This window comes from Labrenzia sp. THAF191a (genome assembly GCF_009363335.1).
Classification (GTDB): Bacteria; Pseudomonadota; Alphaproteobacteria; order Rhizobiales; family Stappiaceae; genus Roseibium; species Roseibium algicola.
The window spans coordinates 158,826-172,669 of record NZ_CP045335.1; the positions used below are offsets into that span (position 1 = coordinate 158,826).

Consider the following 13,844-nt stretch of genomic DNA (forward strand, 5'->3'; position numbering starts at 1 on the left):
ACCAATCTGAACGTTCGCCATACGAGATGGCGAACCGCTCAATCAGGTGATCTGCCGGATGCTTTGCCTGATTTCGTCCGGCTTGAACACGCCGATCCAGTCGTCTCGCATGAGACGTTTCTTGCCATTGGTGATGGCCTTGTTGCAGGCATCGGAGAAGACGCCGTCGACTTCTTCCATGACGACTGCTCCAAGAATGTTCATGTGTCCCAGAAGAAAGTCTCGGGCCGCCACGGGGTCGACCCCTCGCCGAATGACTTCATCCATTGCTTCCTTCATCACAACGAGAAGGGTCGCGCAGACGGTTTCGGACAGGCCCGGCTCCAGGAGCGCCATTTGTTCCACCGAGACCCGGTGCGAACGCAGGATCGGCTGGAAAATGGTTTTCGCGATCTCCTCCCCGATTGCATAGTCCTCTTCCGGACCCTGCATGAGGGCGTTCACGATCGCCTGTTTGGCAGCAATACCGCCGAAATAGTCGCGTTTCGCAGGCAATTGCGTTTCATCGTTGAATATCGGCGGATGGCAGGGATGGGTGACGAAATAGGTCACGTCCTTGCGCTCAGGAAAGTGCCCCGCAAAAGGGGCAGCTGCGTCCAGTGCGATCAGCATCGTTCCTGGCGCAAGCTTGTCGATGATGCCTTTCGCCACCGCCCGGATCGCAGTGTCCGGCACAGCAAGAATAACCGCACGTGCGTCTTCAAGCGCGGCGTCGACGTCGACACAGTCGACGCCGACTTCCGCCTTCAGCCGGTCTCTGCCTGCATCGCTGACTTCCACATGGGCAACGTTGAAACGGGAGCCTTTCAGGTTCTGGGAGAGCCGCACTCCCATTTTTCCCCCCGCACCGATGAGAGCGATTTTCATGTGTCCTCCAAATTTGTTGCGCAAATAAATTCACATACAAATCATGTTGTCAACTGGTATGATAAGTTGATAGTCATATAAGCAATGCGCAACCTGGAACAGGACAGAGGACGGGAATGGGGAGGCTCTTTGCAACATATGATCTTGAAACACCGACAACTCTGGAGCGGGCCGCCGAGGTAATCGCAGGTGAACAATCCTCGGGAACATTCCTGAAGCTGCCGGGTGAAACAAACCGGTTAAAAGAGCTCTCCGGGGCAAGGGTCGAGCGGATCACGGCAACATCGAGCAGCAGGGTTCCCTCGCTGCCGTGCCGGATCAGTGCGGAGACCTACACGCGCGGCGAGGTCGTTCTTTCCTGGCCGCTCGAGAACATGGGCACATCCCTTCCCAACGTCCTGGCAACCGTTGCCGGCAACCTTTTCGAACTGGCAGACGTGTCCGCGCTTCGCCTGACGGACATTTCGTTTCCTGAAGAATTCGCCATGGCGTATCCGGGTCCGGCCTACGGCCGGCAGGGAACTCTGGCGCTTGCCGGTGTCAGGGACCGGCCGATGATCGGCACGATCATCAAACCAAGCGTCGGTCTCTCACCTGCCGAAACGGCGTCTCTTGTCGCAAAACTCGCCGACGGTGGAATCGATTTCATCAAGGATGATGAATTGCAGGCGAACGGACCTCACTGCCCGTTCGAGGATCGCCTGAACGAAGTCATGAAAGTCATCAATTCGCATGCGGACCGCACCGGCAGGAAGGTGATGTACGCCTTCAACATCACCGACGAGCTGGACGTGATGCGCCGTAATGCCGACCTCCTGCAACAGGCCGGCGGCACCTGTGCGATGGTCAGCCTGTTTTCACTTGGTCTCACGGGACTCACCGCCATCCGGCGGCACGTTGATCTTCCACTTCATTGCCACAGAAACGGTTGGGGCATTTATTCCAGATCGCCGGATATCGGCATCTCGTTTCGTGTCTGGCAAAAGTTCTGGAGGCTTGCCGGAGCGGATCATCTGCATGTCAACGGAATCGCGAACAAGTTCACGGAGGCCGACACCACGGTTGTCGAAAACGCCCGCTCTCTCGATGATCCCCTGTCAGGAGAACGCGGATATCAGGCGATGCCGGTATTCTCGTCGGGTCAGACAGCGGTTCAAATGGAAGAGACCTGCCGGTCCGTAGGGCACACCGACTTTATTTATTGTGCCGGGGGCGGGATCATGGGACACCCCGGCGGTGTTGCCGGCGGTGTCGCCAGCCTGAAACAGGCTGCAGAGGCCGCCGTTGGCGGAATTCCGGCACATGTTTTTGCAAAAGATCACAAGGAACTTTCCGAGGCCCTGGACCTGTTCGGCAAAAAAGACGGCACCGGAGCAAGGAAATGACAGGCGATCTTTTCATTTCCTATTACGGTGACGATTTCACGGGATCGACGGACGTGATGGAAGCCCTGACAACCGGAGGCGTCGAAACCGTCCTGTTCACGTCTATCCCCGGCGAAAAACAGCTCGAAAAGTTCAAGCATTGCCGTGCGGTCGGCCTGGCAGGTATCAGCCGTAGCCAGACACCCGAGTGGATGTCGGAGCACCTACCGGCGATTTTCTCCTGGCTGTGGACGCTCGATGCGCGTTTCTGCCACTACAAGACCTGCTCGACCTTCGACAGTTCGCCGGAAAAGGGCTCCATTGGCCGTGCCCTGGAAATCGGTTTGGAAACGTTCAGCCAGAAACGGACAGCTGTTGTAGTCGGGGCTCCCCAGCTTCGGCGCTACACCTATTTCGGCAATTTGTTCGCGGCTTATCGGGATGAAGTTTACAGAATAGACAGGCATCCCGTGATGAGCAGGCACCCGGCAACGCCGATGCACGAAGCTGACCTGGTAAAACACCTGTCAGGACAGACGAACCTGCCCTTTGAATGCCTGACCCCGCTGGACGGTTCCATCGCCGCCAAGCCCGGCCATGTCCCGAATATCGGCCAGGCGGGCAACCCCAATCTCCTGATAGATGTTTACGACAGCCTGTCCCAGGTGGCCGCGGGAAGTTATCTCGAAGAAAGCAGGCAAGATCTGGGTCCATTCATTGCCGGCTCGTCCGGCGTTGAATACGCCCTCTTGCACAAATGGCGCGAACTTGGCCTGCTGCAGCCGCCGAAACCATCTCCGCCTCTGACGTCCAAGTCCCGTATCGCAGTTGTCTCTGGTAGCTGTTCACCAACAACCGCGCGCCAAATCGAAGCCGCGGAACATTTGGGCTTCAGGGGCATCGAAGTCGATTTCAATGCACTGGCAACCGGCAACGGCATCAAGCAGGAATTCGAACGCGTGCTGCAGATCGCTTCCGAGGCACTCGAAACCGGCCAAAGTCCGATCCTGTACACTGCAAAAGGTAAAACCACCGAAGAGGTAACAGGGTCCTTGAACCTCGATCAGGTCGGCAAAACCCTCGGTTGCCTGCTGGCTACCCTCAAGGACCGGCATGGTCTCGAGCGTGTTGCCGTTGCCGGTGGTGACACATCAAGCCACGCTCTGGCGGAGCTGGACATTTTCGCCCTGACACTCCGGCAAGCGATCCCGACCACACCCGGTTCGCCAGTGTGCACCGCGCATACCCGCGGAGGATCAGAACTCGAAATTGCGCTAAAGGGCGGCCAGATCGGAAATGACAGCTATTTTGCAGATCTTCGAGACGGCACGTTCAAGCGCTGACGACCAAGACAGGAAGGCAAATCTATTCGCAACGTCTGCTCTTGGGGAGCGTTCGAGAATATCTGAATGACCGAATTGGGGCCGCTTTACCGTCATTCAGCTCAACCGCAACAAAGGTTGGCCGGTAACCCATATCCGACCTTCGTTTTTCACTCTTCGTCCGGCTGAAAGACCTCTTCGATTGTCAGGCCGAAGAGCCGTGCGATGCTGAATGCGAGCGGAAGGCTGGGATCATAGCGCCCGCGTTCGAGGGCATTCACTGTCTGTCGCGAGACTTTAAGACGGGTGGCGAGGTCGGCTTGTGACCACTCCCTCTGCTGGCGAAACTCCTGAATACGGTTGTTCATTTGAAGCGCAACCGTCCGATCATGACGCCGACAAACCATATTGCAGCCATCAAAGGCCACACTGCAAACATGGAGAGCTTCGGAAACCCTGCACCTTCAAGGAAGCCATAGCCGAACGTAATCAAAGCAGTTCCTGCAAATGACAGCGCAAGAGCCTCGAATTGGAGCTTGCGTTGCATTTCGTCCAGGCGCCGGATGCTGCGTATAATCACTCCGCAAATGAACGCGGCTGGCAACATCGGGCTAAGTGCAATCAGAATGCCGGCCGGTTTGCTCTCGATACCGCCCGCAATAACCCACTGAGAAACGATCAGCATTGCAGCGTAGGTGGCCAATCCGACCAAGAGAAGAAGCAACCCACGCATTTTTGTCTCCGCATTCGTGTAAAGCACGCTTTACTTATAGGTGGCGAGACCGTGATTGTAAAGCGTGCTTTACACATCATGCGGATCGCCATTGTGTCCGCACTGTTGACCTCCAGCGCTCCGATCTTGCTGCGCGATGTTACGAAAGGCCGGTTTGGAGAAGCTACGCCGCAGCGGGGCCGAACCTGGCGAAGGTCCGCTGTGGGCCGTTTGTGCCTGCCAGGCACGCACCAAGACAGGGTTAGGCACTCTGCGCCGCCGCAAGTCAGCTCCGAGCCCGTAAGGTCTCATGCTGCGTTGTGCTGGATGTTCCGCATTGGACACACCACAAAGTTGACCGAGAAACACTTCCCTGTTACGCAGGGAGCCTGCAAAAGGAGCGCCCTGTCAGTGATCAAGTAATTTCCAACCCTGTCGACGCCCGTGGACATCATTGGAAATTCTTGCACAGGAGCATCAAATGCATCCCATCATTTATGACGTAGCTGTCTCACTTGACGGTTTTATTTGCGGCCGGTCTGGAGATATCTCGAAATTCGCCCAGGACGGCCCCGTCGTGGAAGACTATGCCGGGCGGCTTCGCAGCTATAAAACGGCTATCATGGGCCGAAAAACCTATGAGTTTGGCTACAGGTTCGGCCTTGAAGCAGGACAGAACCCCTATACGCACATGAAAACCATTGTCTTCTCTGACACGCTTCAAGTGCCTGCGGAAGCGAACATATCTGTTCGCCCAACCCCGCTGCGTGAAGAAATTCTGGAACTGGCGCACGACTCTGGCGGCCCTCTCTATCTGTGCGGCGGAGGAGATTTCGCAGGATGGATGCTCGAACAAGGACTTATTGACAGGCTTATCCTAAAGCGCGCGCCTTGTATCTTAGGGAATGGCATCGGATTGTTCGGCCGCAATACTCCCGCCTTGAGCATGTCCCGGATCAATACAAAAACCTATGTGAATGGGTATGTTCTGGAGGAATTTGCGGTCCTGTGACCTTCAAAAAGCGGACAATCCGACAGGTCATTGGATTGTCCGCTTCGCAGCCGTTTTTTCAGCATTCTACAAATGTCCGGTCTTGAGATCTGTTCAGGAGAATCCGACTGCCCGTTTTCGGGGGGGACGCTTTGGGGACGGGCAGGTTACACCATGAACGGTCCATCATTTCCTGGGCTGGCATCAGACCTGCGGTGCTTGCTCGCCGCGGACGAACGAACCAATACTGGCACCAGAGCAATCACCATATTGAACGGGAGCCCCGCAAGCACCTTTGACCGCGCTGGACAAAAAGGACCAGCTTTCATTGGTCCGCAGGTGCGCCATGCCTGCTAAGCCTGGATAGGTACAAGCCTTTATCGGTAGCAGAACCGTTTGCGGCGACTGGCGAGCCGATCTCGCGTAGAAACTTGAGCCGCATCGCTCTGGAAAAATCAGGGAAATCCTGCGCGGTTATGACAAATGCTCCTGTCCCGCCGATGAGATGATGTCGAAAATGTCGGGCAACATCGATCGGGTCTTCCTCAATAGCCAAACCATTTATGACGATACCCTGGGCGATCAGTCTGTCACGTGCTTTTTCAAGCATCGGCACATCATCGGCGTGACCATTGCCGGAGACGTCGATAACCTGACGCACCGCAGGTATGGGAGCCTCCTTGAGCATCTTCCCGGCAAATTCAACACCGGCGTGGATCATCGTGTTGCCGCCGGAGAGAATGCGAGGCATTTTCCTGATTTTTGTCGCCAGAGTGTCGATGTCCTGCTTTTCGCGCAGACGCGTCCACTCAAGCGCAACCGCCTGGTGCCTGATGCTTGCCCATTGCACGATTGCTAAATTGATACCGCCGGGCGCTTGAACAATCGCTGCTTGCACATCCGGATCCCGAAGCGCGATCGCAATACCGGTTCGCTGCAACTCGAATTCCTGATCATTGATACTGGCTGACGCATCCACGGCCAGCACCAGGTTCAAGTGCGACTTGTTCTGTGCCGATGCTCGCGGTGCCATTGCAAAGACGGCAAGTACCATAAGCAGCAATGAACTTGAGGCGATAAAGCGCACGACACCCTCCTTGCCACGCAAACAAACCGGAGAGACGGCAATTGGTAGCCCGTCGACTCTCTCGCGCTGAAATCCGTTCAATTGACCAGAAATGCGGACTCCACTTTTGGCTTCCCTGTCAGGAGATCATTGGATGGAGCGACGGCAGTTGTTTCAACGCACAAAATGGTGAATGGCTTGAGATATCTGCAAGGGTCTCTAAGTCCGTGGGGTTGATCACTTGCTTGTCGCCAACAACTCGTCTTCAGATCAATGGAAAGCTCCGAACACCCAGCCTGATATTGTCGAACCGACTGCAGCCAGCAAGACATCGTCCCATGTGACGACCATGCTGTGAACCCGCCTAAATGAAGCCCCACTCACAGTGGAGTTTCCACGGGGGTATGTCGGAGGAATTACGGCTCCCTGACACCAGGCAAGCGGTGGCAACCTGCCATGAAAAGCGGTATGGTCTTTTCATGGCCACAACCTTTGATATGCTCCCGCGGAGAGTTTCCGACCATATCAACAGGTCATGGACTAACGCTGGCCGCAAACCCAAAATGAAGAATGCAAGCAAGAGGGCTGGCGACCGATGCCGATGATCACGGATCCGGAGGATTTTTTTACCAAGGGCTGTGGTCGTTGTGAACGCTTTGAAACGCCTGACTGTTCAACCCGTCCCTGGATTGACGGTCTAAGGCAACTGCGCCGTATCTGCCTTGACATGGAACTGGAAGAAACCGTCAAGTGGGGGCATCCCACCTATATGCACGCTGGCCGAAACATAGCGATTTTTGGGGCGTTTCGCAGCGATTTTCGTCTGAGTTTCATGAACGCCGGTCTCCTAAATGACACGGAAAATGTGCTTGAACCACAGGGACCGAACGCTCGTACACCGAGCATAATCCGCTTTGCCGATGTAGCCCTGGTTGAAGAGATGGAACCAGTGATACGCGCGTACCTTCGGCAACTTATGGAGCATGCGGAAAAAGGCACGAAGCCACCAAAGGTACGAACGGAAATTGACATGCCGGATGAATTGGCTGAGGCCCTGCAAACGGACCGGGAGCTGGCCGATGCATTTTATGCGCTCACGCCGGGTCGGCAAAGAAGCTACATGTTCAATCTTAACCAGGCCAAACAGTCCGCAACACGAGTCGCTCGAATCGAGAAGTTCCGCCACAAGATCATTGCCGGCAAGGGCGCCATGGAACGTTAGAATGTGCGGCCAACGAGAATTAGGGGCCTGAACTGGCTCCTTTGCAAATGTTGAGTTTGGATAGCTCCATTCACATTTGGAGCGTTTCCTCAAGCTCCTCCATGCATAAGCGAATAGTGCCGAGGGCGTACTGAGTGGGACCGCCTCGACGCCTAGGCGGGCTAACTCTCCAGCCTCGCCGAGGACTTGGCAAGGCGCCAGCACCTTCCAACCTTATTTTTGAAACCTGCACTCTTCCATAGGCGACTGTTAAGCCGCCGTAATTGTTGAGCCTACAGGCGAATATGTCAGCAACTGCGGTCGCCAATTGCGATCGGCTTGTAATTGCGACCCAGAAAGTGCCTCACTTTCTCTATCTTGCCGTGCGGCCACAGGTTTGGAACTGTTACGGACGTCCAGGAATATCCAAGATGTCGCGCAAGAACGTATTTGTTCAGTTTCAAACGGTCAGAAACGTCAAAGTTCAGCAATTTTCTGTAAAATTCGTCCAATCAAAGACCCTACAGTGCTGCACTTATTGCACCTTCAAAGAGAACTGACGGCAAATAGATGTGATTTTTCAATTAGCTAAGACCACAATGTGTTTAACAGTCATAAACAGTAAGACTTACATGATTAATAGAAAAATCATGCCACGCGCTGGTCTCTCGGCGGTTTATGACGCCAATTCGATCACACTGTTGCGGTCGGACGGTTTCTGGCACCCAATAGAATTTCACCATGGCACTGAAACTATCTCAGGCCCGCACCGGCTCGCCTGTCCTCGATTGCCTCTATTTGGAAACGGGCCGATTTCTCCACTCGGGTAGCGGGAAGAGCTTGTCGTAAGCCCAGTTAAAGGCAAAAGCGTAGACCAGGTAGAACGCTACGAAAAACAGATCCATTACCAGAGCCTGCCAAAGGGACACACCCAGATACCAGGCAATGAATGGCATCAGAACGATCAGCAGACCAATCTCGAAGAAAATCGAATGGATGATGCGCACAATGAGCGTCTTCAGGGTCTTGCCCGTAAGGCGCTTGTAGGTGACGTCGAAAACGAAATTATAGACGACGTTCCAGAGCGTCGCGATGGTTGCGCTGACAACGCCGACGACGCCAACATCATGCATTGGCACGCCAAAGGCGACCGTTCCGAGCGGGATGGCCAGGACGAGTGCGATAATTTCGAAGCTTAGTGCTTGGCGAAGACGATCGAGCGGGGACCGCATTGAAACCTCAACAATGGTTGCGGGTCGTCCCGCTTTGTTATTTCCACATATGAGGTCGTCCTCAACGCGCCGATATAGAAATCCAGCACACTCTTTTCAAGTTGGATCGATGACCCCTGAAAGTTACTGGACCTGAGACGGTCACCCATCAAATTCGGCCTTGAGAAGTCTTGGTTGCTCGAGTTCGGCGTTTAATTGGCATCGGTCTCCCTAGGGCGTTACGTGCAAATTCTTCGAAAGTGCATCATGTGAGAGCGTCTTGCAGATCAACCCTGCTGCGGGCGCCAATCAGCCGATGGAATGACGTTGATCATCCACGGAATACCGAAGCGGTCGACCAGAGAGCCGAAACCTGGAGACCAGAAGGTTTCTGCGAACGGCATCACCGTCTTGCCGCCTTCGGAAAGCCGATCGAACCAACGTTCCGCTTCTGCCTTGTCTTCGGTATGCAGCGTGACATCGAAGCCGTTTTTGGGTTTGTCGATGCCGGGCGCCCATCCGGTGTCCATGTCGGCACCCATCAGCGCCTGGTCACCAACTTCCAGCCAGCAGTGCATCAGCCAGGTCTTGTACGTCTCATCGGTGATGGGCATGCCTGGAGGCGCATCGGCATAAGGCATGGCGGCTGTAATCTTCCCGTTGAGTACCTTTGCATAATACTCAAAAGCCTCACGACACTGGCCCCGGAAGCTTAGACTGGTAACGATTTTCACGGTTGTCTCCTTTCGAATGGTGTTTCCAGGTGCTCCCCGCGAGACGCCGAGCCCGGAATTGCGAAACTGAGCTGCTCCTGTCTTTCAAGAAGCGCAACGGCGGCACGTTCGTTGGTATCGCGGAAGAGGTTCATTTTCAGGCGTCTGCATGTACTGCCAGATCGATAGACGGCAATGGGGGTGCATCCAGGCCGTTGAAGGGGTGACGCCAGGCAGCGATCTCTTCGAGCTGCTGATACCAACGAGCGATGGAAGAATAGTCTTCGATCGGCAGTCCTGCGACATCATTGAAGGGCAGATACGCCGCCATTCGGAAGTCGGCATAGGAAACCGAATTTCCGACGAGCCAATCGCGTTGAGAAAGTTCGACTTCGAGAATTGTCGCGGACCTGCGGAAGAGGCGTAGACCTTCCTCGATTTTCTTCGGGTCAATCGGACCAAGCCGGTAGCGCTGTTTGGTCCCCCGTTCGAAATGAACAATATCGCAAGCTTTCTCGAAGTTCTCCTTGCTCCAGCTCAGCCAACGGATCATCTCCGGTTCGTCGTCGCCGGTGCGCCAGAAATTCGAACGTCCGCGGCGCGAAAGCCGGCAGGCAATTGCATCGGTCTCCCAAAGACTTTTTCCCGTGTCTGAGAGTATGGGTAACAACAGATTGGGATTTAGCGGCAGAAATCGCTCAGCCTCACCAGAGGCGAGGGGCGAGGCAAATTCGAACTCGATATTTGCGTCGAGATAGCGAGCCACCGCGACCGCCAATCGAGGATTGGGATTTCGGCTGAAGAACAGTTTCATTCCATTTCACTCCCGGTGTTCGTCCATTCCAAGCGAAATGCTGGCTGCATCCAGCGGCCGTTTCGTTAGCGGCAATATCAATCCGGACATTTCTACCATCGCCTTTGCAGAAGCATTCTTTCCGTAGACAAAAAGCAATCTGCCAGGCAACAAACCGTCGACCTTGGCACTGCTCGCAGGTGTTTTCCTCGACCTTGGATCTACTTCAGGCGGATCTTTTTCCTTGTGAAGGTCACTCTTTTTGCCTCCCCACTCCGCGATTGTTTCGCCAAACAAAGTGGGAGGACTATCGTGCGTCTTCGAAGGATAATAGACTTAGTATTAAAAAACAACTGAACGTATTAAAAAGCGACTATTCGGCCGAAACTGTTCAAATTGCAAACACCTTCCGCTGACTTGTCACCTTAGACGGTGGCTGGTGATCCCTTGAAGTTGAGACCTGCAAGGTCACGCTCTTCATTGTCCATTAAAAGAGAGAAGCCACTCGCGTGTTCTTCGCCCAAGAGAAGGAGAAGTTGCATGCTGGGGTTCAGGCAATCGCCTGCACTTTGCAGGTGGCAAGGGATCGGCGGACCTAATACCGCGCCTGCATCCTTTTCCCCCAAAGCTTTGCCACCGGCTCGAATCCGCTATCGTCGTCCAGATCAACGCGATGAACCACGAGAGGTGGAAGGACAACACATCCCGTGTAGTAGAGAGCACCGTGATTGATCAGAAATTAGCGGCGCAATGTACGTACCAAGACTGCTGTAACGCATTTGGCCATGATTGCTGTCAATCACGAAACGGGCAATGTACCAGCTTGCTCAAGAGCGCCCTATACAAACCGATTCAGCGCAACATGCTCTAAAGTCAACAAAAATGAAAGAGACGCCTCCTCAAGCAATTTTGAAGAGGAGACCGCACCGCCTTTGATGAGATCTACCATCAGGCAAATCGAAATTGACAATGCTATTGTTTTCGATAATATTTTTGAAATACTAATTTGAAATTGAAAATAACGTTAGCAGTCGCACGGTCGTCGATAACGAAGAGATACCTGCGACCAAATATGCCGAGTAGGCTCGATACAAGACTTCTGATTGTACTTTTTGAATGTCGAGCAGCCACGTCGTTTCAGACCAGCCAGGGCTGACAATGGACGTTAATCACCTTTGTTTTCGAAAATTAAATATGGTCCGCTATGAATTCCACTTCGCCGCAAAGTTCGCAATTCAACTATTCCGTACACGGTCTGCGCGGCGTTGCGTCGATCATGGTGCTGGTCGCTCATATTCTCGGTGGAACAGCCGAACACATCTACAATGACAGGCCGGGATATGTTGAAGGGATTGTGCCGTTTCACAACTTCGGCACATCTGGCGTCATGCTGTTTTTCGTAATCAGCGGGTTTGTCATCCTGCCGAGCGTGATGAGGTATTCTCCGTCAGAGTTTGCCCTCAGGCGCCTTCTGAGGCTCTATCCGCTCTTTCTCGTGTCGACCTTGTTTTTTGCCGTCCTGAATGGCGTGACAAACAGATACCCGGAACTGAACAACTTTGAGTCAGTCCTGTTTTCCCTGACCTTCCTGGATTTGTTCACAACAACAAAGCAGGTTGCCCCGAACGCCTGGAGCCTGACCTATGAAGTGATGTTTTATACGTTGGCCTGCATGACGTATTTTTTCCTGACAAGAAAAATGAACATCGTCTGGAAGATCGCATCCCTGGCGATACCGGTACTGTTTACCTACTACTATCCGAAGGCGCTGTTTTTTCTGTCCGGGGCCGCCATCTACTGGATGTACAGGAGCGAAATCACCAGCGGTCTGAAGTACACGAAAACACTTGAGGCCATTTCGTTTCTCGTCTGGGTCTATCTGGCTTCCACGTGGGACTTCAAGTTTCGGACGTACGAGTTCTACGAGGCCTATCCGACCATCATACCCGCCCCGGCGCTCCTGGTCCTGGCCACCGCGACCTACTTCTTTTTTGCGGCTTCGAAAGACAGCCTGACCGGAAAATTACTGAACAACAGGATCATGTTCTTCTTCGGAACAATAAGCTACAGTTTCTACCTGGTTCATCCGTATATATACTTCGCTACACGGCAAATTTTCTCATCTTTCGGCCTGTTTGGCGACAATATTTTTGTGTCCCTTCTAATTTTTGGTGCGGTAGTATTTATTCTTACATCAATCTTCTCGCACTTTTCCTATCTGATACTCGAGCGACTGCCGTACCAAATCTTCTTCGGACAGAAAATCTACCGGAACAGAAGGGTTCAGAACGCCTGACAACGTGGCAAACGCCAATCAACGTTGGACCGCATGTGAACCCGAGGAATTGATGGCCTTATCGCCAATCTGGGTTGTTCGACATGACGCTGGCTGGTTGCTTCAGGCGGGGGCCTTTGCGGGTGATTTGCGCGACACCGCAAGCGATCGGTCAGCGATCGAAGCGACTTTTTCGGCCAGCTCGATGATCCGCTCCTGTTCCCACGTGGTATCCACGAGGAAAGCGAGACTTGTCTCGCCCAGCTGCTTGGCAACGGGAAGCGGTTTGTCGGGCCCCAGCCCGCGATCGCGAAACAATGCCTCTCGGTAGATCTCGGAACAGCTTCCGGAAAACGCGGGCAGACCCGCTTCGGCAATTTCGGCAAGGATCCGGTCGCGCGACCAGCTGTCGGCCATGGCCTCCGGGCGTACGAAGGCGTAAAAGCGATAATAGGCATGGGTGAGGGATTGAGGCGGAACGGGAACCCGTAACGCACTCGACCCGCTGAGGATCTCGGCAAGCGTCAAGGCGTTGCGCGTCCGGTGGGCGCGGGTTTCCGCGAGCCGCGACAATTGTATGCGTCCGATAGCGGCCGAAGGCCCCGCCATGCGAAGGTTGGTGCCCGGGCCTGAATCATGCAGCCATCGAAAGCCGGGCTGATGGTCTTTTTCAAACACCGTGGCATAGCCCTTGCCGTGATCCTTGAAACTCCAGGCACGAGACCAAAGCTCGGGATTGTCGGTGAGAAGCATCCCTCCTTCGCCCCCTGTCGAGATTATCTTGTCCTGACAGAATGAATAGGATCCGAAATCACCCAGTGTACCCACATGCCGTTCACCGATCATCGCGCCATGTGCCTGGGCGCAATCTTCGATCACCCAGATATTGTGGGCGCGGGCAAGGGCCAGGATGCCATCCATGTCGCAGGGCCAGCCCGCCAGATGCACGGGCAGGATGCCGACCGTACGCGAGGTGATGAGGGGGGCAATCGTCTCCGGCGTGATGTTCTGACTGTCCGGATCAATGTCGGCGAACACCGGAATGCCGCCGGCCAAGAGCACACAGCTGGCAGATGCAACGAAGCTGCGTGGGGTCACGATGACTTCGTCGCCCGGCTGAATGTCGAGAATTCGCAGCGCGGTGTCCAGTGTTACAGAACCATTGGCCATTGCGATTGCGTGAGCAGCGCCGGTGTAGTCGCAATACTCCGTTTCGAAGGCAAAGACGTCCGGGCCGGTCCAGGCATTCACCTTGCCGGACCGCAGGACGCCGGTAACGGCATCGATCTCTTCGTCAGTGTAGACTGGCCAACCGCCCATATCCTCTCT

At 54.4% G+C, this 13,844-nt stretch carries 14 protein-coding genes; 5 read left to right on the top strand and 9 right to left on the bottom strand.

The annotated features are described in order from the left end of the window. Positions 1–42 precede the first annotated feature (42 nt). A complete protein-coding gene (locus FIV05_RS29165) occupies positions 43–867 on the bottom strand; it encodes a phosphogluconate dehydrogenase C-terminal domain-containing protein (protein ID WP_152512464.1) in 825 nt (274 codons plus the stop codon). Between the two features lie 116 nt (positions 868–983). Between FIV05_RS29165 and FIV05_RS29170 the strand changes: the two genes are divergently transcribed. Together FIV05_RS29170 and FIV05_RS29175 are read left to right on the top strand one after the other, a co-directional pair. Beyond that, complete coding sequence (locus FIV05_RS29170) at positions 984–2,252, top strand: ribulose-bisphosphate carboxylase large subunit family protein (protein ID WP_152512463.1); 1,269 nt, start codon at positions 984–986, stop codon at positions 2,250–2,252. Next, positions 2,249–3,574 carry a four-carbon acid sugar kinase family protein gene (locus FIV05_RS29175; RefSeq protein ID WP_152512462.1) on the top strand — a complete coding sequence of 442 codons (1,326 nt, stop codon included), beginning with the start codon at positions 2,249–2,251 and terminating at the stop codon, positions 3,572–3,574. Before FIV05_RS29170 ends, FIV05_RS29175 begins: the two co-directional genes overlap by 4 nt. A 149-nt stretch (positions 3,575–3,723) precedes the next feature. Here the strand turns inward: FIV05_RS29175 and FIV05_RS29180 are convergent, their stop codons facing one another. Both FIV05_RS29180 and FIV05_RS29185 read right to left on the bottom strand, forming a co-directional pair. Further along, positions 3,724–3,921 (bottom strand): helix-turn-helix transcriptional regulator, encoded by a 198-nt coding sequence (locus tag FIV05_RS29180; RefSeq protein WP_152512461.1) that lies wholly within the window; start codon positions 3,919–3,921, stop codon positions 3,724–3,726. After that, a complete protein-coding gene (locus FIV05_RS29185) occupies positions 3,918–4,286 on the bottom strand; it encodes a hypothetical protein (RefSeq protein ID WP_152512460.1) in 369 nt (122 codons plus the stop codon). The genes FIV05_RS29180 and FIV05_RS29185 overlap by 4 nt, the downstream gene beginning before the upstream one ends. Before the next feature lie 460 nt (positions 4,287–4,746). Between FIV05_RS29185 and FIV05_RS29190 the strand changes: the two genes are divergently transcribed. After that, positions 4,747–5,277, top strand: coding sequence for a dihydrofolate reductase family protein (locus FIV05_RS29190; protein WP_152512459.1), 531 nt, complete (start codon positions 4,747–4,749; stop codon positions 5,275–5,277). Positions 5,278–5,581: 304 nt separating this feature from the next. On the opposite strand, the gene FIV05_RS29195 is transcribed toward FIV05_RS29190, so the two are convergent. Continuing rightward, complete coding sequence (locus tag FIV05_RS29195; RefSeq protein ID WP_152512458.1) at positions 5,582–6,343, bottom strand: DUF1194 domain-containing protein; 762 nt, start codon at positions 6,341–6,343, stop codon at positions 5,582–5,584. 574 nt (positions 6,344–6,917) lie between these two features. On the opposite strand from FIV05_RS29195, the gene FIV05_RS29200 reads away from it, so the two are divergent. Then, positions 6,918–7,544, top strand: coding sequence for a YdeI/OmpD-associated family protein (locus tag FIV05_RS29200; protein WP_152512457.1), 627 nt, complete (start codon positions 6,918–6,920; stop codon positions 7,542–7,544). 773 nt (positions 7,545–8,317) lie between these two features. Here FIV05_RS29200 and FIV05_RS29205 read toward each other — a convergent pair. The 4 genes from FIV05_RS29205 to FIV05_RS29220 all read right to left on the bottom strand — a co-directional run bounded on the left by FIV05_RS29205 (position 8,318) and on the right by FIV05_RS29220 (position 10,537). Then, complete coding sequence (locus FIV05_RS29205; protein ID WP_152512456.1) at positions 8,318–8,755, bottom strand: PACE efflux transporter; 438 nt, start codon at positions 8,753–8,755, stop codon at positions 8,318–8,320. Positions 8,756–9,021: 266 nt separating this feature from the next. Then, on the bottom strand, positions 9,022–9,468 hold the full coding sequence (locus FIV05_RS29210; RefSeq protein WP_152512455.1) for a VOC family protein: 447 nt from the start codon (positions 9,466–9,468) through the stop codon (positions 9,022–9,024). 136 nt (positions 9,469–9,604) lie between these two features. Next, positions 9,605–10,261, bottom strand: coding sequence for a glutathione S-transferase family protein (locus FIV05_RS29215; RefSeq protein WP_152512454.1), 657 nt, complete (start codon positions 10,259–10,261; stop codon positions 9,605–9,607). 6 nt (positions 10,262–10,267) lie between these two features. Next, positions 10,268–10,537 carry a hypothetical protein gene (locus FIV05_RS29220; protein ID WP_152512453.1) on the bottom strand — a complete coding sequence of 90 codons (270 nt, stop codon included), beginning with the start codon at positions 10,535–10,537 and terminating at the stop codon, positions 10,268–10,270. A gap of 907 nt (positions 10,538–11,444) precedes the next feature. Here FIV05_RS29220 and FIV05_RS29225 point away from each other — a divergent pair. After that, complete coding sequence (locus tag FIV05_RS29225; protein ID WP_152512452.1) at positions 11,445–12,536, top strand: acyltransferase; 1,092 nt, start codon at positions 11,445–11,447, stop codon at positions 12,534–12,536. Positions 12,537–12,638: 102 nt separating this feature from the next. On the opposite strand, the gene FIV05_RS29230 is transcribed toward FIV05_RS29225, so the two are convergent. Next, positions 12,639–13,835 (bottom strand): DegT/DnrJ/EryC1/StrS aminotransferase family protein, encoded by a 1,197-nt coding sequence (locus FIV05_RS29230; RefSeq protein WP_152512451.1) that lies wholly within the window; start codon positions 13,833–13,835, stop codon positions 12,639–12,641. Between the last annotated feature and the right edge of the window lie 9 nt (positions 13,836–13,844).